General features: G+C 61.4%; 9 protein-coding genes. 3 read left to right on the top strand and 6 right to left on the bottom strand.

Annotated features, from left to right (window positions below; translation table 11 throughout):
- The first annotated feature begins 12 nt into the window (after positions 1–12).
- Positions 13–756 (top strand): pyridoxine 5'-phosphate synthase, encoded by a 744-nt coding sequence (gene pdxJ, locus J3P93_RS22475; RefSeq protein ID WP_434592031.1) that lies wholly within the window; start codon positions 13–15, stop codon positions 754–756.
- A gap of 123 nt (positions 757–879) precedes the next feature.
- Here pdxJ and mltF read toward each other — a convergent pair whose 3' ends face one another.
- Positions 880–2,340: a membrane-bound lytic murein transglycosylase MltF gene (gene mltF / locus J3P93_RS22470; RefSeq protein WP_434592028.1), complete on the bottom strand. Its 1,461-nt coding sequence runs from the start codon at positions 2,338–2,340 to the stop codon at positions 880–882.
- A 285-nt stretch (positions 2,341–2,625) separates the two neighbouring features.
- Here mltF and purL point away from each other — a divergent pair, with 285 nt between their 5' ends.
- Both purL and J3P93_RS22460 read left to right on the top strand, forming a co-directional pair.
- Positions 2,626–6,522 (top strand): phosphoribosylformylglycinamidine synthase, encoded by a 3,897-nt coding sequence (gene purL / locus J3P93_RS22465; protein ID WP_434592025.1) that lies wholly within the window; start codon positions 2,626–2,628, stop codon positions 6,520–6,522.
- Positions 6,523–6,541: 19 nt separating this feature from the next.
- Positions 6,542–6,853: a Nif3-like dinuclear metal center hexameric protein gene (locus tag J3P93_RS22460; protein ID WP_123418151.1), complete on the top strand. Its 312-nt coding sequence runs from the start codon at positions 6,542–6,544 to the stop codon at positions 6,851–6,853.
- 795 nt (positions 6,854–7,648) lie between these two features.
- Here the strand turns inward: J3P93_RS22460 and J3P93_RS22455 are convergent.
- From J3P93_RS22455 to nagA, 5 genes are all read right to left on the bottom strand, one after another.
- Positions 7,649–13,372: a membrane-targeted effector domain-containing toxin gene (locus J3P93_RS22455; protein ID WP_434592022.1), complete on the bottom strand. Its 5,724-nt coding sequence runs from the start codon at positions 13,370–13,372 to the stop codon at positions 7,649–7,651.
- Positions 13,373–13,497: 125 nt separating this feature from the next.
- Entirely contained in the window at positions 13,498–15,213 is a 1,716-nt protein-coding gene (nagE, locus tag J3P93_RS22450) for an N-acetylglucosamine-specific PTS transporter subunit IIBC (RefSeq protein ID WP_434592019.1), read from the bottom strand.
- Positions 15,214–15,247: 34 nt separating this feature from the next.
- Entirely contained in the window at positions 15,248–17,761 is a 2,514-nt protein-coding gene (ptsP, locus tag J3P93_RS22445; RefSeq protein ID WP_434592016.1) for a phosphoenolpyruvate--protein phosphotransferase, read from the bottom strand.
- Positions 17,762–17,794: 33 nt separating this feature from the next.
- A complete protein-coding gene (locus J3P93_RS22440) occupies positions 17,795–18,817 on the bottom strand; it encodes an SIS domain-containing protein (RefSeq protein WP_090281905.1) in 1,023 nt (340 codons plus the stop codon).
- Entirely contained in the window at positions 18,798–19,904 is a 1,107-nt protein-coding gene (gene nagA, locus J3P93_RS22435) for an N-acetylglucosamine-6-phosphate deacetylase (protein ID WP_434592014.1), read from the bottom strand. Before nagA ends, J3P93_RS22440 begins: the two co-directional genes overlap by 20 nt.
- Positions 19,905–19,926 lie beyond the last annotated feature (22 nt).

Raw genomic sequence — 19,926 nt, 5'->3', positions numbered from 1 at the left:
AGGAGCGCACTCGTGACCAGCAGCAATCGCATTCTTCTCGGCGTGAACATCGACCACGTTGCCACCCTGCGTCAGGCTCGCGGCACTCGTTACCCGGACCCGGTCAAGGCAGCGCTGGATGCAGAAGAGGCGGGCGCCGATGGCATCACCGTGCACCTGCGCGAAGACCGCCGTCACATCCAGGAGCGCGACGTCCTGCTGCTCAAGGATGTACTGCAGACGCGCATGAACTTCGAAATGGGCGTCACCGAAGAAATGATGGCGTTCGCCGAGCGTATTCGTCCGCCGCACATTTGCCTGGTGCCAGAAACCCGCCAGGAACTGACCACTGAAGGTGGCCTGGATGTAGCGGGGCAGGAAGAGCGCATCAGGGCAGCGGTCGAGCGGCTGTCGAAGATCGGCAGCGAAGTGTCGCTGTTCATCGATGCCGACGAGCGGCAGATTGCAGCCTCCAAACGCGTCGGCGCCCCCGCGATCGAATTGCACACCGGGCGTTATGCCGACGCTGAAACCCCGACGGAAGTGGCTGAAGAACTCAAGCGTGTCGCCGATGGCGTAGCGTTCGGTCTGGCTCAGGGCTTGATCGTCAATGCCGGACATGGCCTGCATTACCACAACGTCGAAGCGGTGGCGGCGATCAAAGGCATCAACGAACTGAACATCGGCCATGCGCTGGTGGCGCATGCGTTGTTTGTCGGGTTCAAGTCTGCTGTTTCCGAGATGAAAGCGCTGATCCTGGCCGCTGCCAGGCCCTAAGCAACACCGCAATCTCCTGTAGGAGTGAGCCTGCTCGCGATAGCGGTGTGTCAGACGTCATCACATTGGCTGACAAACCGCTATCGCGAGCAGGCTCACTCCTACAATTGATTTGGGTGTTGGTTAGAGCGGGGCTGGCTCTTGCGCCGGCTTCGACTTGTCGATCCCCGGCACATGCAGATTGCCCTCGGCCACCTGATCGCCTTCAAGCTGCGGCTGGGTCACCCAGGTGAGGATGTCGTAATAGCGACGGATGTTCGCCACGAAATGCACCGGCTCGCCCCCGCGGGCGTAGCCATAACGGGTCTTGCTGTACCACTGCTTCTGCGACAGGCGCGGCAGGATTTTCTTCACGTCCAGCCACTTGTCCGGGTTCAACCCTTCCTTGGCGGTCAGTTTGCGTGCGTCGTCGAGGTGGCCGCTGCCGACGTTATACGCCGCCAGCGCGAACCAGGTGCGGTCCGGCTCCTTGATCGAGTCGTCGAGCTGATCCTTCATGTAAGCCAGGTATTTGGCACCACCCATGATGCTTTGCTTGGGGTCGAGACGGTTGGACACGCCCATCGCCTGTGCAGTGTTCTGGGTCAGCATCATCAGGCCGCGCACACCGGTTTTCGAGGTGACGGTCGGCTGCCACAGCGATTCCTGATAACCGATCGCCGCCAGCAGGCGCCAGTCGACTTTCTCTTTCTTCGCGTAATTCTTGAAGTGCTGTTCGTATTTCGGCAGACGCTGCTGCAAGTGCTGGGCGAACGTCGTGGCGCCCATGTAGCCGAGCACGTCGACGTGGCCGTAATAACGATCCTTGAGCCGTTGCAGGGTGCCGTTTTTCTGCACCTTGTCGAGATAGTCGTTGATTTCGTTGAGCAGGCTGTTGTCTTCGCCCGGCCCCACCGCCCAGCTCTGGCTGCGCGCATCGCCAAGGTCGAAGGCCACGCGAATGTTGGTGAAGTAAACCTGGTTCATTGCCACTTCGTTGGAGTCGACCAGGGTCAGATCGATCTGCCCTTCATCGACCATGCGCAACAGATCGACTACCTCGACGGCGTCAGACTCTTCGTACTCAATGGCGGGAAATTTCTGTTTCAGCTCGGCCAGTTGTTCGGCGTGGGTGCTGCCCTTGAGCACCATGATCTTTTTGCCGACCAGATCACCGGGATCGGTTGGCCGCGACTGGCCGTTGCGATAGATGATCTGCGGGGTGACTTCAAGGTAAGAGTGGGAAAAGCGCACCTGCTTTTTGCGCTCATCGCTGCTGACCAGACCGGCCGCGGCGAGCACCGGGCCATTGGGCTTGCCGATCTGGTTGAACAGGTCATCGAGGTTGTCGGCGGTTTCGATCTTCAGTTCAACGCCCAAATCGTCGGCAAAGCGCTTCACCAGCTCGTATTCGAAGCCGGTTTCACCGCTGCGATCCTGAAAGTAGGTGGCGGGGCTGTTTCGGGTGATCACCCGCAGCACACCATCCTCCTTAACGCGCTCGAGGGTGTTGGGTTTATCAACACAGCCACTGAGCATCAGGAAGAGTCCGGTTGCGATCAGCCATTTGGCGTACCGCGGACGCAAAGCCGTTGGAAAAAACATCTGCGCAGTATACGCAAACGGCCACGGGCGCCATATCTCGACAGCGCAGGAGGAGTCTGCTAAAGGTCACAAAATCGAACGAAACCCCATGAAAACGGGCCGATCGGGCTTTTTGTTACAGTAAAAATAAGCCGCTGTTTCAAGGCTGATTTACCTGACCCCTGAGGCAGAAACACAGATGGGCAGGCGAATGCAACCGCGCGTAGCGTTTCGGGTGATGTTGAGGGCGGTTTAGGCTAGAATGCACGGCCTCAAAGCACACCCCTTCCCGAGGCTGTCCCGAAGATGTTGATCCTGCGCGGCGCTCCTGCCCTTTCTGCCTTTCGCCACAGCAAACTCCTTGAGCAACTGAGCCAGAAGGTTCCAGCTGTCAGTGGCCTGTATGCTGAATTCGCTCACTTCGCCGAAGTCACCGGCGTCCTGACCAGCGACGAACAGCAGGTGCTTGCGCGCCTTCTGAAGTACGGTCCAAGCGTTCCGGTTCAAGAGCCGACCGGCCGTCTGTTTCTGGTGCTGCCGCGTTTCGGCACCATCTCGCCGTGGTCGAGCAAGGCCAGCGACATCGCCCGCAACTGCGGCCTGAGCAAGATTCAGCGTCTGGAGCGCGGTATCGCCTTCTATGTGGCTGGCCAGTTCAGCGAAGCCGAAGCGCAGTTGATCTCGGATGCCCTGCATGACCGCATGACCCAGATCGTGCTGGCCAACCTCGAGCAGGCCGCCGGTTTGTTCAGCCACGCCGAGCCGAAGCCGCTGACCGCGATCGACATCCTCGGTGGCGGCCGCGCCGCGCTGGAAAAGGCCAACACCGAGCTGGGCCTGGCCCTGGCCGAAGACGAGATCGACTATCTGGTCAATGCCTTCAACGGCTTGAAGCGCAACCCGCACGACATCGAACTGATGATGTTCGCCCAGGCCAACTCCGAGCACTGCCGCCACAAGATCTTCAACGCCAGTTGGGACATCGACGGCCAGAGCCAGGAAAAAAGCCTGTTCGGCATGATCAAGAACACCTATCAGATGCACAGCGAAGGCGTGCTGTCCGCTTATAAGGACAACGCTTCGGTGATCGTCGGCAACGTCGCCGGCCGCTTCTTCCCGAACCCTGAAACCCGCCAGTACGGCGCGGTGCAGGAGCCGGTGCACATTCTGATGAAAGTCGAAACCCATAACCACCCGACCGCGATCGCCCCGTTCCCGGGCGCATCGACCGGTTCCGGCGGCGAAATCCGTGACGAAGGCGCTACCGGGCGTGGCGCCAAGCCAAAGGCCGGCCTGACCGGTTTCACCGTATCGAACCTGCAGATCCCCGGCTTCGAACAGCCATGGGAAGTGCCGTACGGCAAGCCTGAGCGCATCGTTACTGCACTGGACATCATGATCGAAGGCCCGCTCGGCGGCGCTGCGTTCAACAATGAATTCGGTCGTCCGGCACTGACTGGCTACTTCCGTACCTTCGAACAATCGATCAGCACCCCGCACGGCGACGAAGTGCGCGGCTACCACAAGCCGATCATGCTCGCTGGCGGCATGGGCAACATCCGCGAAGAACACGTCAAGAAAGGCGAGATCGTTGTCGGCTCCAAGCTCATCGTGCTCGGCGGCCCGGCGATGTTGATCGGTCTGGGCGGCGGCGCGGCATCCTCGATGGCCACCGGCACCAGTTCGGCGGATCTTGATTTTGCTTCCGTACAGCGCGAAAACCCGGAAATGGAGCGTCGCTGCCAGGAAGTCATCGACCGTTGCTGGCAACTGGGTGACAAGAACCCGATCAGCTTCATCCACGACGTCGGCGCGGGCGGTCTGTCCAACGCCTTCCCGGAACTGGTCAACGACGGCGACCGCGGTGGCCGTTTCGAACTGCGCAACATTCCCAACGACGAGCCGGGCATGGCCCCGCACGAAATCTGGTCCAACGAATCCCAGGAACGCTACGTTCTGGCGGTCGGCCCGGAAGATTTCGAGCGCTTCAAGGCGATCTGCGAACGCGAGCGCTGCCCGTTTGCCGTGGTCGGTGAAGCCACGGCCGAGCCGCAACTGACCGTGACCGACAGCCACTTCGGCAACAACCCGGTGGACATGCCGCTGGAAGTGTTGCTGGGCAAGGCCCCGCGCATGCACCGTTCGGTGGTTCGCGAAGCTGAATTGGGCGATGACTTCGATCCGTCGAACCTCGACATTACCGAGTCCATCGAACGCGTTCTGCATCACCCGGCCGTGGCGAGCAAGAGCTTCCTGATCACCATCGGCGACCGCACCATCACCGGCCTCGTCGCCCGTGACCAGATGGTTGGCCCATGGCAGGTGCCGGTAGCCGACGTTGCCGTGACTGCGACCAGTTTCGACGTCTACACCGGTGAAGCGATGGCGATGGGCGAGCGCACGCCGCTGGCTCTGCTGGACGCGCCGGCATCCGGCCGCATGGCCATCGGCGAAACCATCACCAACATTGCCGCCTCGCGCATCAACAAGCTTTCCGACATCAAACTGTCGGCAAACTGGATGTCTGCCGCTGGTCACCCGGGCGAAGACGCGCGTCTGTACGACACCGTGAAAGCGGTCGGCATGGAGCTGTGCCCTGAGCTGGGCATCACCATTCCGGTGGGCAAGGACTCGATGTCCATGGCCACCCGCTGGAACGATAACGGTGAAGAAAAAACCGTGACCTCGCCGATGTCGCTGATCGTGACCGGTTTCGCGCCAGTGGCTGACATCCGTCAGACCCTGACCCCGGAACTGCGCATGGACAAGGGCACCACCGACCTGATCCTGATCGACCTCGGTCGCGGGCAGAACCGCATGGGTGCTTCGATCCTCGCGCAAGTCCACGGCAAACTCGGCAAGCACGCGCCGGACGTCGATGACGCCGAAGACCTCAAAGCCTTCTTCGCGGTGATTCAGGGCCTCAACGCCGACGGTCACCTGCTGGCGTACCACGACCGTTCCGACGGTGGTCTGCTGACCTCCGTGGTGGAAATGGCCTTCGCCGGCCACTGCGGTCTGAGTCTGAACCTGGACAGCGTTGCCGAATCCGCCGCGGAAATCGCCGGCATTCTGTTCAACGAAGAACTCGGTGCGGTGATCCAGGTTCGTCAGGACGCCACCCCGGACATCCTCGCGCAGTTCAGCGCTGCCGGCCTGGGTGACTGCGTGTCGGTGATCGGTCAGCCGATCAACAACGGCCAGATCAACATCACCTTCAACGGTGACACCGTGTTCGAGGGCCAGCGTCGTCTGCTGCAACGTCAGTGGGCCGAGACCAGCTACCAGATCCAGCGTCTGCGCGACAACGCCGAGTGCGCCGAGCAGGAATTCGACGTGCTGCTGGAGGAAGACAATCCGGGCCTCAGCGTCAAGCTCAGCTACGACGTCAACCAGGACATCGCCGCGCCGTACATCAAGAAGGGCATTCGTCCACAGGTGGCGGTACTGCGTGAGCAGGGCGTCAACGGTCAGGTGGAAATGGCCGCCGCGTTCGACCGCGCCGGTTTCAACGCGATCGACGTGCACATGAGCGACATTCTCGCCGGCCGTGTCGACCTCAACGAGTTCAAAGGCCTGGTGGCCTGCGGTGGCTTCTCCTACGGCGACGTCCTCGGCGCCGGTGAAGGCTGGGCCAAGTCGGCGCTGTTCAACAGCCGTGCCCGCGATGCGTTCCAGGGCTTCTTCGAGCGCAACGACAGCTTCACCCTCGGCGTGTGCAACGGCTGCCAGATGATGTCCAACCTGCACGAGCTGATTCCGGGCAGCGAGTTCTGGCCGCACTTCGTGCGCAACCGCTCCGAGCAGTTCGAAGCGCGCGTGGCGATGGTGCAGATCCAGGAGTCGAACTCGATCTTCCTGCAGGGCATGGCCGGTTCGCGCATGCCGATCGCTATCGCACACGGTGAGGGGCATGCCGAGTTCGCCAGCGAAGAAGCACTGCTGGAAGCCGATCTGTCCGGTTGCGTGGCGATGCGTTTCGTCGACAACCATGGCAAGGTCACCGAAGCCTATCCGGCGAACCCGAACGGCTCGCCGCGCGGGATTACCGGCCTCACCAGCCGTGACGGCCGCGTGACGATCATGATGCCGCATCCGGAGCGGGTGTTCCGCGCGGTGCAGAACTCGTGGCGCTCGGAAGACTGGAACGAAGATGCACCCTGGATGCGTATGTTCCGTAATGCTCGGGTCTGGGTAAACTAAAAGCGGGTAACTGAGACCTGTGTACAAGCTCGCGTTTTTCGTTCCCGACAGTCATGTCGAGGTGGTCAAGGGCGCTGTGTTCGCTGCCGGTGGCGGGCGGATCGGTGACTATGACCACTGTGCGTGGCAGGTGCTCGGCGCTGGTCAGTTTCGGCCGTTGGACGGCAGTCAGCCGTTCATTGGCGAGGCGGGGCAGGTTGAGCGGGTCGAGGAGTGGAAGGTTGAGCTTGTCGTTGCGGATGAGTTGATTGTTGCTGTTGTGGCAGCGTTGAAGTTGAGTCATCCGTATGAGACGCCGGCTTATGAGGTATGGCGGCTGGAGGATTTCTGATCCTCTTGCCGGCTGAAACGTGAAACCCGCAGATGAGTGATTGTCTGCGGGTTTTTTGTTGGCCCCGGTTTTATGAGCCAGATTTAGTCCACTGTGGGAGCCAGCCTGCTGGCGATGGCTTGCTTTCAGGCGCTGATTTTTGGGGACATATCCGTTGCTGCGGTAACGGCGGCTTACGGTTCCGCCCTGACGGCGGGTCACCTTTTTCAAACGCCAAAAAGGTAACCCAAAACGCTTGCTCCTACGTGCGGCCCTCGCAGGCTCGGGTCCCTTCGCTCCGGGACCGATCCGGGCGCAGCGGCTACGGTTTGCTGCGCTGCACCTACTTCCGCTGTGTCTGGCTGCGCCAGACGGTCGCTGCGCTCCCACGCCCGGATCAATCCCTGCGCTCAGCCTTCCGACGTCGCCGGTGGATCAAGATCAAGAGCACTCGAGCTAACGCTCATTGTTGAGTGGTTAGAAGCGGCGCTTGGCTTGGGATTTGTTTTGGATTCGCCCCTCACCCCAGCCCTCTCCCCAAGGAGAGGAAGCCGATTTTTGGGCTGTTCGGAAGTTGCGTACGACTGGGTATTTCATGTCTACGTATCACTTACATCCACCGCGGTCGGTCCCCTCTCCCTCTGGGAGAGGGCTAGGGTGAGGGTGGCGATCTGAAGTCTGTTAAAGCAATTTCTGGATCGGCAGAACCTTCCCGCCTGCCGCCCAGGCGCTGCGGACAATCACAGCTTTTTGGGCATAAAAAAACCACTGGGCTTGCAAACCCAGTGGTTTCCACAACCTGCAAGCGAACCCGCGTTATTTCACCTGTGTCAATTTGACGTCTTTAACAAGCATTTCGATCAGCGTGCGCAGGTATTTGAAGCCCTGATCTTTCTTCTCCCAACGATCGACGAACAACAAACCTTTGTCATTCACCTGGATCGGCGTGACAACGATGTCGCCGGTTTTGGATTTATGCACCAGACGAGTCCCGCTGGTGCCTTCATTTTCGATCAGAAACATGCCCGGTTGAGTCAGCTTGCTGCGATTGACTGGCGGTGCGGAGCCAATTTCCTTCCAGCCGACCACCGCGATGTTAACCGTGAAGTCACTTCGCAACGCCCGTGCGCTGATGGCGTTTTCCGGGATTATCGTCGCCCACGCGCCCGGTTGGACTGCGCTGGCCAGTTCAGGCGTGCTGTCGCGTACATGAAGGCTGACCGCGCTCAGCGTCTCGCCGAGCCCCGGTACGCCCATGCTGTAATTGGTATGGGTTCTGTCAATCAGGGCCATCCATTTATGCGGCCCGTGGAGCAGTTGGTCGGCTTTGATTGCCTCGGTGGCGAAATAGCTGAACATCTCTTGCCGCGACAGTTCCGGATCAGGCAACCCCTTGACGTTATCGCTGGCGACGCAATCAATGGCCCTGATACGGATGTTGTATTTGGCCGCTGCCTCGCAGACTTCGTTGTAATTGTCGGTACCCACATAAGTGCTCGGTCGGTCCGCGCTCAGCGTTTGCAGATGAGCCTTGACTCGCTCGGGCATGCGTTGGGTCAGGTGAAAAATGTCCAGCTCGGCCTGATGCAGATCGGTATAGATACGCGCCAGGTACAACGTGTCATAACCCGAATCCTTGAATGCCTTCATGTGTTTCTTCAGCAGCGCCTTGGCTGACACCTCGGTTGGATTTTCACCCAACAGCAGATTCAATCGGCCGTCGGCCATTTTCTGCAAAAATGTCTCGAAAGTTTCGCCGGCGGTAAGGGGCGGGAGCGCCGCTGCTGGTGCAGGTTTGAAGGCAGTGAATCTGTCTCTGGCCGCTTTGCCCAAGCGCTGGCGCGCGCCAACAAATGCGCTGAATAGCAGTCGGTCACCTTTTGCCGGATCGTAGAAACTGTTCAAGCCGTTACGGTCGCGCATGAGCCGGACAACATCCTCGTGAAACGACGGCGCCATATCGTAGTCGCCCAATTGACTGGACGTCGTGGCCGTTGGCGCTGGCTTCGAGACCGGTTGGGGTGCCTTGTACGCGGTCGGTGTCTGTACAAGGTAGTCGCCCTTTGCCGCTGCATCCCCGGCGATTGAGCCTGGCGAATCCAGTCCGACACGTTGCGGCTGGTACAGGTCGATGTCTTCAACCCGTACGGCAATGGCGTCTTGCAGGTCGGCCAGGCCGGGCGTGTTGTCGAAGGTGCTCATGCGTGTCTGTTCGGTGAGGGCGATCCAGCGTTCCCCGGTGGCATCGGCGCTATCGGCAGACAGTGTCTTGTGCGAATAAAAGTTTCTGATGCTGTTGCTTCGAGGGGTCAATGGCGAGATGTCGGCGAGCACCATGGCGTGTTCCAGCTGATAACTGGTCGAGGCGTCCAGTGCATGGATCGTCAAGCCCTTCTCCCGAGCGGTACGCACCAGCGCCAGATACGAGTATGAGGCGTCCTTCTCGTGCCCCAGCGCGCGATCCACCGCTTTGAGATGGGTTTTGATGTGCCTCCAGGTTCCGCCCTTGTTCATCTTCTCAAGCTTGAAATAAAAGACATCCCCCGCCAGATACTCGACATAAAGGCGCTTGAAACCGCTCGCTGCGAGCTCGTCCATCTGATCGATCAGCAATTGTTTGCTGGCGATAGAGCCGGGCTGGGCGCCGATCACCAGGTTTTTGCCTTTGAATGCGTCGCTGGCGATCAATTGTGCAGGTGACAGATCGGCGGCAACTGCCGGGACGTCGGCGCGAACGGGCAGCGGGGCGAGTTCGGCGAAATGACGGGTGGCATCGGTGGTGAGTTTCTCGACCTGTTTCAGGTAGGCGGAGCGTGTCGAGGCGAGCTCATCGACTCTACCGATCATGATTGCCTGGGGGCCGGTGCCCATGTAGTCCTGCTGGCGCAGGATGATGTCCTCCCGGGTCTGCGGATTCATCACTAGTTCGACGCGCTGGCGGTATTTGTCCGCCACGCCATAATCCTTGTGCGGGCCGGGGGTCTCTGGCACGGCATCGTACTTGGGGGCGCCGCCGGCCATGCCGCTGCGCACCATCACGCCGTCTGCATTGGGCACCACCAGAATGCCGGTCGAGACGAGGTCCGGTGAGTTCGGCTGGTGTCGATAAAGCAGATAACGCCCGAGGGCGTCGGGATTGTTCCCCGTATGGAACAATTGACCTCTGAACACCACCACACGCATGTCGTCCCACTGGGGTTGGGGCGCAACCTGATCGATCAGTGTCACGAGATTCTGCTGTTCGTTGGCGGCACTGGCGAGCGCTTGGCGCAACGGCCGGTTCACCGGTTTGAGTGAACGCAAGGCTGGGCGCAAATCGGTCAGCACCGCGCCAGCACTGTTGAACAAATAACCGAGAAAATGCCGAAAGGCCTCGCCGTGTTCGCCCTGGCGATAAGCATGCATGGCGAGCATCGCGTCCTTGAAGGCCAGTAGCAGGCCGGTGCTCAAACTCAAGAGCGGGAACGGCGCGGTAGCAATTGCGGCGAGCCATTCAACACTGGTCCAGATCAGCCCGGCGATCATCTGCGCGCGACTGGTAGTGGTGGCATGGACGTTGTCGATCCGGCGTTGCAGCTTCATGTTGTACAGCGCTGCGCGCAAATCACTGATGGCAGCAGTGGCGGGTGTTGAATCGTAGAGAGCCGGGCTGGGTGTGGTTTTGTTGAGGTCCTTGGGCAGTTGTTTTTTCGCATTTTCGAGGAACGTCCGCACTCGCGTCTGAGCACTCACGCCCACCCGGGATGTGAGGTATTCGATCATCCCGGCCTGCTGCTGAAGGAGGTAGTTGAACAGTCGTGCTTCGCGAAACCTGACGCCGTCGGGCGCATCCGGGGTATAGAGCAGAACAGGATTATCGGCATGGCTGAACAGCCATGCATCGATCACCCATTCGCCGTCGATCATCAGGCGATGAATGGGAAACTTCGTGCGAATGGCACCGGAGATTTCGTCCATGCTGCTGATGCTTTGCTCCAGCCACAGCAGATCGTGGCTGGCGATATGGCCTTGCAGTTGGCATTCCAGCGCGGCGCTTTTCAGCTGACGCTGAGTGATCGCCAGTGTTGCGTTGCGTCTGAACTCGTAGCCTTCGCTGGTCGAACCTTGCAGTTCTTTCTTGACCTTGTTGGTGTAGCGCTCTCCGATCCATACGCCGGTGACCGAGCGCGCCACATTCTGCGCGGTCAGGCTGCTGACATCGACGCCTGGCGGGCCTTTGAAGCGCGCCGAACGGGAGAATTTTGCATCGAGAAAACCCACGCCATCGGCATAACCGTCGCGATACAGCTGTGTGTAAGACAGTGGTTTCGGGGTCAATGCGGGCACGATGGACATCGGCGAATAAGCCCAGACAGTATCCGGGTCGACATCGTTGGCCGAGCGCTTGAGCAGGCGGTTCAGACTGGCCTTCGCTTGCTGGTGGACGTAGTCATCAAAAGTCGTGAACTGGCTTCCGGACAAGGCGTGCTGGTTGAATGCGAGCAAAGCGCCTTCGGCCTCTTCGCTCAGGGTCGCCAGCTTTCTGCGATTGGCTGCGGTGGTCGAGCGATACCACAGTGGCGTGCTGAAGTCGTAGTCATCAACGCGCGTAGCGAGCACGTGTTCGGCCATCGCTTTGAGGCAAGCAAGGTGGTCGCCACAGTTATCGAAAGTGACCTTCTGGTGCTCCAGCGCTTCAGGCTTGAAATTCAGGCCCGCCAGTACCTTGCGCAGCGTCGGGCGAAAGCGCATCGGTGCGCGGCTGATCAGGTAGCCCGCCATGCTCTCGGCGCTATCGCTGTGCTTCGCCCATCCGAGCAGATGGCTCTGGCATTCACGTTCACTGCCGAAGGCCTGAAACTGTTGCTCACGAGGGGCCTGTGGCGTGCACAGCAAGATGCGCTTGATGGCGCCACTGGCGTCGCTCTGGCGCAGAATCCACAGATCCTGCAACTGTGCGCCGTGCAGCGACAGGGTGGCGGCGCGCAGGTGCGGATCGCTGCCGTTGCGCAAACGCTCGATCAACAGCAAATCACTCTCGAGCAGATGCCTTTGCAGCACTGCCGTATGAGCGAGGGCGACGATACGTTGATCAAGCATGCGCTCAAGCGCAGGTTTGGTCGCGGCTGCGGCGTGCATGTCTTTTTGCAGGCCATTGAACTCGATGCGCGGTTGCAGACTTATCGCTTGCTTGACCAGCCATGCCGGCGTCAGGTCAGCATGGTCTGGCGACAACGGTTCGCCGTCATAGGTGAGGGTGGTGTAGCTCAGAAACTCCGAACCCGACAATTCATCACCCGTGTGTGGGCCGCGCAGGGACAGGTCGAGCAGATTGCCTTTTTGCACATAAACGCCGTAGCCCGGCACCCGGCGTTGAGTGCTGATCTGCAGTTTTTCCGGTTCGAGATCGTCGATTTCAAGATCATCGCTCAGACGTTCCAGCCATTGCTGACGAGCCAGGGCCATCAGGGTACCCACGGGCTCCATCAGCTCCAGCAAGTGCTGGCGCGCCTGCTGGTAGTTGCTCAAGTGCTGCGCCAGTTCGAGCTGTTTTGCACTGCTGGCGCTGCGGTACCAGTCCGGTGCGCTATAGCGCAAATGGCGTTCGAACAGGGTTTGTGCGCGCAACTCCAGACGTGGCGTCAGATCCGGCAGGGCGGCGGCGATCGCTTTATCGAGCGCGGCGAGCAACAGCTTGAGGTCTTCCTGCGGATTGTCGGTGAAGCTCAGGGCACGCTCGATATCCTGCGTGCGTTTTTCGATCAGCGTGTCGTAGGTGTGTTCGAACAGAGGTTTGCTGTCGACAGGCGCGAGCGATAGCGGCCAGATCCCTGCGGCGCCAATGTCGTGGTAGCGCGTCGGCAGCATTTGCATGAACTCGTCGCGGCTGCTGCGCTGGTTCAGCGACGCACGCAGGTGGGCGTCGAGATCGGTCAAGGAATTGAAGAATTCAATACCTCGTGCGGGAGTGAACAGCACGGCGTAGCCGACGCTCTGGTCGGTCAGCAAATCGCTGACTCGCGGGCTGTCCTTTTCCGTAACGACAAAGGCGCCTGCCAGCTCGACTGTACTGTTCTGGTAACTGAATTGCAGGGCGTAAATGGCGGGGCGCAGTATCGGTCCCAGGTCGAGTTTGTTCAGCAGCTCGCCGGCCTGCGGGTGGAGCAGGCGATCGCTGACGGCTTGTCGTGCTTCGTGGCCGATGGCAGTGAATCCGGCATCGTAGTTGATGAAGGTTTTCGCAGGTCTGCCATCGATCCGGTCGCGCACGTCCATGTTGATCAGTTGGGTGTTGAGCCTGATTTTCAGGGTCGCGATGAGCTGTTTGCCGGCGGTGCTTTGCAGGTCGCTGGTTGCCAGCGTCTGGTAGAGCGCGCGGCTGCGTTGCAAGTAGCCGGTGCGGTAGGTTTTCAGCTGCTCGTTGAGCTTTTTCAGGTAGGTCTGTTCGGTGCTCGGTTTTTCTTCGAGTAGCAACGGACCGGGTACCTGAAACAGGTAATCGCCGATCTGGTTGAGGTCGCGTCTGACCTCTTCGGGGGTAGGTGCTGTGGGCGTGCTCATGGGCACTTTCTCCAGGCTGGGATGAGAGCCCAGCATGGCGAGGGGAGGGTTTTGCGAGGTGGTATCCATGTATGCCGTTGTTGTCAGGCCTGCTCGCGAGCACGCCTGACAACAACGTTGCAGGGTCAGGCCTGCGTCGTGACGGGCGCGCGACTGACCAAACCCTTCATCGCCGCACTCAGACTCGTGGCCTTATCCCCCACCAGCAAATGCCAGACTCCGCCCTCCAACTGGCTGACGCCCAGGCACCCCAGCGTTTTCAGTTGCGCCTCGGACAACGCTTCGCCATCGGCCAGTTGCAGGCGAATCCGCGTCAAGGCAATGCAGTCGAGCTGCTGAATATTCTCGCCACCACCCAACGCCTTCAGCCATTGCTGCGCCTCAGCACTGGCGATTTCCAACGTTTTCGGCTCATCGACAACCGCCGTCGGCGAGGTGATCGAAGCGCGACCCAACGTCGGCAGGGCCTGGCGAATCTCATCGGCAATGCTGTCAGCCAGCGGCCCGACCACCACCTGCAAACTGCCGCCCTTGCCCGGGCGAACCACCGCCATCGCGCCGAGTGCTTTCAGCTCGCTATCCAGCGCCTTGTTGCGATCGACCATTTCCAGGCGCAACCGTGTGGTGCAAGCACCCACCGTCAGCAGGTTCTCGGCGCCGCCCAAGGCCTTGATATAGGCACTGGCGCGCTCGTTGTCCGTGAGTACGGCTTTCTCTGCGACCGCCACATCCTCGCGCCCCGGTGTTTTCAGATTGAAACGACGGATGCAGAAATCGAAAACACAGTAATAAATGACCGCATAAGCCAGCCCGACCGGAATCACCAGCCAGCCATTGGTCGAGCGCCCCCAGCCGAGAATCATGTCGATGAAACCGCCGGAAAAGGTGAAGCCCAGATGGATATTCAGGCCATTGGTGATCGCCATCGACAAACCGGTGAGCAACGCATGCAGCAGATACAGCAGCGGCGCGAGGAACATGAAGGCGAACTCGATCGGCTCGGTCACGCCGGTCAGGAACGAGGTCAGGGCCATCGACAGGAAAATCCCGCCCATCACTTTGCGCCGCTCTGGCAAGGCGTTGCGATACATCGCCAGACACGCCGCCGGCAGGCCGAAGATCATCATCGGGAACATGCCGGTCATGAACTGGCCGCCCTTCGGATCGCCAGCGAAGTAGCGCGACAGATCGCCTGTCACCAGTGCGCCCGTGCTCGGATCGGTGAAGTTGCCGAACACGAACCACGCCATGTTGTTGAGGATATGGTGCAGACCGGTGACGATCAGCAGGCGGTTGAACACGCCGAACACGAACGCGCCGATACTGCCGCTTTCCATCATCAGCGCGCCGAACGCGTTGATGCCGTGCTGGATCGGCGGCCAGATATAGCCGAACAGCACGCCCAGCCCGACCGCGGCGAACCCGGTGACGATCGGCACGAAACGCCGCCCGCCGAAGAACGCCAGATACTCCGGCAACTTGATGTCCTTGAAACGGTTGTACAGCGCACCGGCCATCAGGCCGCTGACGATGCCGGCGAGCATGCCCATGTTGATGGTCGAGTCGAGCACCTTCAGGGTCGAGATCATCACCAGATAACCGATCACCCCGGCCAGGCCCGCCGTGCCGTTGTTGTCCCGGGCGAAACCGACCGCGATGCCGATGGCGAAGATCATCGCCAGATTGGCGAAGATCACCTGTCCGGCGTCATGAATGATGGCGATGTTCAACAGGTCGGTATCGCCCAGGCGCAGCAACAGGCCGGCGATCGGCAGGATCGCGATCGGCAGCATCAATGCACGGCCGAGGCGTTGCAGGCCTTCGATGAAGAGTTGGTACATGCGGGTTCTCCTGCTCTGTGGACAGAGCTTGTTGTTAGGGCAGCGGCCAATGCTGCTGGCAGGCGTGACGCGCGGCGGCGGCGCTGCCGAGCTTGAGCAGGTCGTGGCTGAGGCGCTGGCATTCGGCTTCGTGCAGCAGACGCACGCGGTCCTTGATTTCACCGATCTGCACCGGGCTGACCGACAGTTCGGTCACGCCCAGACCGATCAGCACCGGCGTTGCCAGCGGGTCAGAGGCGAGGGCGCCGCAGACGCCGACCCAGCGTTTGTGCACTGCCGCACCGGCGCAGGTCATGGCGATCAGCCGCAGCAATGCCGGGTGGAGAGCATCGACGCGCGCCGCCAACCCCGCATGGTCGCGGTCCATTGCCAGCGTGTATTGCGACAGGTCGTTGGTGCCGATCGAGAGGAAGTCGGCGTGCTCGGCCAGTTGTTCGGCTTGCAGCGCGGCCGCGGGCACTTCGATCATCACGCCGATTTCCGGGCGCTCGCTGATGTTCAGTTCGACGCACAAAGCGTCGACCTGCTGGCGAATCTGCAACAACTCGTCGACTTCGGTGACCATCGGCAACAGGATTCGGCAACGGCGCAACGGCTTGACCTGCAACAGCGCGCGCAATTGCTGATCAAGGATTTCCGGGCGCGCCTGCGCCAGACGAATGCCGCGCAGACCGAGCACCGGGTTGGCTTCGGCGGGCAGCGGCAAATAGTCGAGTTGCTTGTCGCCGCCGACGTCGATGGTGCGGATGATCACCGATTTGTCGCCCATCGCATCGAGCACCGCTTGATAAGCGGCGCGCTGCTCCTCGACGTCGGGCGCAGTCTGGCGATCGACGAACAGAAACTCGGTGCGCAGCAGACCGACGCCATCGGCGCCGTTGGCGAAAGCCTCTGCCGCTTCACTGCCGGAAGCGACGTTGGCGACCACTTCGATGGCCACGCCATTGCGCGTTTCGGCTGGCAAATGGGCTTTGGCTTGTTGAGCATCGCGCCGCTGCTGGCGCTCGATTTGCGCTTGTTGCACATCGGCCAGGCGCTCAATGGTTGGCGTCAGTTCGAGGCGACCGCCGTCGGCATCCAGCACTACCGCCTGGTCTTGCGTCTGCTCGAGCAATGCCGAACCCAGCGCAACCAGGCACGGCAAGCCTTTGCCGCGAGCGAGGATCGCTACATGCGAGGTCGCGCCGCCCTCGGCCATGCACAAGCCAGCGACACCTTGCGCGCTGAGTTGCAGCAGATCCGACGGTGTCAGTTCATGCGCCGCGACAATCGCGCCGGCCGGTACATCGTAGTGCCAGGCCTCGCCAAGCAGGGCGCGCAGCACCCGCTGCTTGAGGTCGCGTAAATCATTGGCGCGCTCGGCCAGCAGCGCGCTGCCGATGCTCTGAAGCATGTCGCACTGCGCGTCGATCGACTGACTCCAGGCGTGAGTCGCCGCGCTGCCTTGCGTGATCAATTGCTGTGCGGCATCGAGCAGAGCCGGGTCTTCGAGCAGAGCCATGTGCGCGGCGAAGATGGCTTCTTCGTCGGCATTGCTGTGCTTTTTTGCTTGGGCGAGGGTGACCGCGATGTCGCTGCGCACCGCGTTCAGTGCCGCATCGAGAATCTGTTGTTGCTGCACTGGATCGTGGTTGCCCGCATCCACCGGCAAGCTGATCGCGTCCAAGCGAAACAACGGCCCGGCGACCAGCCCCGGCGCCGCACGGACGCCGTGCAACACACCCGCCTCGGCCGGGCGTTTCAGCGCCGCCGTGCTGACTGGCGCTTGTGCGTGATGATCGTCCGGCAGTGCGGTGGCCAAAGCGCTGAGCAAGGCTTGCAGCGCCGCCTCGGCATCCGCGCCCTGGCAACTGACCTGCACCTCATCCTGCTCGCCAATCGCCAGGCCCATCAGGCCGATCAGGCTGTTGCACGGTGCCGATTTACCGCCGAAGTGCAGCTGCGACTGACTGTTGAAACCCTGCGCAGTCTGCCGGATCAGCGCCGCCGGACGCGCATGCAAGCCACCGCGATGGGCCACGCGTACCTGCCCGCGAACCTCGGGGCCAGCGCTGACTTCAACACCTGCCACTGAGTCGTTGCGTGCGACGATGTGCAGCAACGGCTCGCCGACTTTCACCGCTTTGAGCGTGATCGGGCGCACCTGAAAGTCGTGGCTGTTGGTCAGGATCAACAGGCTGACCAGACTTTTGCAGTGCTGGCCGACCTGGTCCTGGTCGTAGCGCAACAACGGCTGGCCGAGACTGACCCGCTGATTTTCGCTGACCAGCATCGAGAAGCCGGCGCCGTTCAACTCAACGGTATCGAGGCCCAGGTGCAGAAGAATCTCCGCACCGTTGTCAGCGCGTACGGTAACGGCGTGAGCGGTGCGCGCGACATGGATGACCATCCCGGCGCACGGCGAGTACAGCGTGTCGTTGAGCGGGTCGATGGCAATGCCGTCGCCCATCGCGCCGCTGGCGAACACCGCGTCCGGGACTTTGGCGAGCGTCAGCACCGGGCCGCTGAGCGGGGCGCTGAGGGTCAGCTCTTTATTGTTGTTGTGCATGGCTCGGTCTCATCAGGTGTGCAGTCGGGGCACTCAGTGCGTGCGGGTCACTTTGCTCAGGTGGCGCGGCTGATCGGGGTCCATGCCTCGGGCCACGGCGAGGCCAGCGGCCATGACGTAGAAGCTCTGGATCGCCAGAATCGGATCAAGGGCCGGGTGTTCGGCGCGGCTCAGGGTCAGGTCACGCTCGGCCACGTCATCCGGGGCGGCCAGCAACACGCGGGCGCCGCGCTGGCGCATTTCTGCCGCGAGGCTCAACAGCCCGGCCTGTTCCGCGCCACGCGGGGCGAATACCAGCAGCGGATAATGTTCGTCGATCAGCGCCATCGGGCCGTGACGGACTTCGGCGCTGCTGAAGGCTTCGGCCTGAATCGCCGAGGTTTCCTTGAATTTCAGCGCCGCTTCCTGGGCGATGGCGAAACCGGCGCCACGCCCGATCACCATCAGGCGCTGGCAATCGCGTAGCGCATCGATGGCGGCGCTCCAGTCCTGGGTCGCGGCTTCGCGCAGTCCTTCGGGTAGCGCGTTATGTGCCTGCAACAGTTCGTCGTCTTCTTTCCAGTGCGCGACCAGACGGGCGCTGGCGCTGAGGGTGGCGATGAAGCTTTTGGTCGCGGCGACACTGCTTTCGGTGCCGGCGAGCAGCGGCACGCTGAATTCACACGCCGCTTCCAACGGCGAGTCGGCTGCGTTGACCATCGACACGCTCAACGCGCCACGTTTGCGCAACAGGCGCAGGCTGTTGACCAGGTCCGGGCTTTGTCCCGACTGGGAAAAGGCGAACGCGACCTGACCACTGACCTTCAATGGCGCCTGCTGCATGGTCACCACCGACATCGGCAACGACGCCACCGGTACGCCCAATTGCTGCATGGTCAGGTAGGCGAAATAGCTCGCCGCGTGGTCGGAGCTGCCCCGGGCCACCGTCATTGCCACTTGCGGTGGCTGACGGCGCAGACGCCCGGCGATCTCGATCAATTGCGGGTCGAGTTGTTGCAACTGGGCGTGCACGGCCTCGAACGAGGACAGCGCCTCCTCAAGCATTTTTGAAGTCAATGTCTTCTCCTTCGACCATGACAGCGGTCAGTGTGAGTGAGCGATCGAGTCGCACGCAGTCGGCCCAGGCGCCGGGGGCGAGGCGCCCGCGTTCGTTGAGGCCGAGGTAATCGGCAGGGAATTGCGACAGGCGCTGCGAGGCTTCGCTGATCGGCAGACCGATCTTCACCAGATTGCGCAGGGCCTGATCCATGGTCAGCGTGCTGCCGGCCAGGGTGCCGTCGGGCAGGCGCACGCCGCCCAGGCATTTGGTCACGGTGTGGCTGCCGAGCTTGTATTCACCGTCGGGCATGCCGGCGGCGGCAGTCGAATCGGTCACGCAGTACAGGCACGGGATCGAACGCAACGCCACACGGATCGCACCGGGGTGCACGTGCAGCAAATCCGGGATCAGCTCGGCGTACTGCGCGTGGGCCAGCGCCGCGCCGACGATCCCCGGTTCGCGGTGATGCAGCGGGCTCATGGCGTTGTACAAATGGGTGAAGCTGGTGGCGCCGGCGTTCAACGCGGCAACCCCTTCTTCGTAGCTGCCGAGGGTGTGGCCGATCTGCATGCGGATACCGCGGCTGCTCAGTTCGCGGATCAAGCCGTCATGACCGGCGATTTCCGGCGCGATGGTGATCACCCGGATCGGCGCCAGGGCCAGGTATTCCTCAACTTCGGCCATCAACGCGGTGTGGGCGAAGTTCGGTTGCGCGCCGAGTTTGCCGGGATTGATGTACGGGCCTTCGAGGTGGACGCCGAGGACCCGCGCGGCGCCTTGCGGACGCTGTTCGCAGAATTCTCCTACCTCTTTCAGAACGCTGGAAATCTCGGCACTCGGCGCGGTCATGGTCGTAGCCAGTAGCGATGTAGTGCCGAAACGCACGTGGGTTTTGCTGATGGTCTCGAAGGCGCTGGCGCCTTCCATGATGTCTTTGCCGCCGCCGCCGTGGACGTGCAGGTCGATGAAACCCGGCAGCAGATACGGCAGGTCGTTATCGGCCGGGTCGCAGGGCTCGCCTTCGATCGCAACGATTTTGCCGTGGGCGTGGATCAGCCGGCCGCGAATCCAGCCGTCAGCGGTGAGGATGTTGTCTTCGGACATGATGTTTTCTCGGTTCCGGCGC

This window comes from Pseudomonas sp. R3-57, from assembly GCF_051132065.1.
GTDB lineage: Bacteria > Pseudomonadota > Gammaproteobacteria > Pseudomonadales > Pseudomonadaceae > Aquipseudomonas.
This window is presented reverse-complemented; position numbering and strand designations above follow the sequence as displayed.

Bases quoted from the DNA above. Each gene is read 5' to 3' on its own strand.
- nagA (WP_434592014.1), bottom strand. From the start codon at position 19,904: ATGTCCGAAGACAACATCCTCACCGCTGACGGCTGGATTCGCGGCCGG.
- J3P93_RS22455 (WP_434592022.1), bottom strand. From the start codon at position 13,372: ATGAGCACGCCCACAGCACCTACCCCCGAAGAGGTCAGACGCGACCTC.
- ptsP (WP_434592016.1), bottom strand. From the start codon at position 17,761: ATGCACAACAACAATAAAGAGCTGACCCTCAGCGCCCCGCTCAGCGGC.
- purL (WP_434592025.1), top strand. From the start codon at position 2,626: ATGTTGATCCTGCGCGGCGCTCCTGCCCTTTCTGCCTTTCGCCACAGC.
- nagE (WP_434592019.1), bottom strand. From the start codon at position 15,213: ATGTACCAACTCTTCATCGAAGGCCTGCAACGCCTCGGCCGTGCATTG.
- mltF (WP_434592028.1), bottom strand. From the start codon at position 2,340: ATGTTTTTTCCAACGGCTTTGCGTCCGCGGTACGCCAAATGGCTGATC.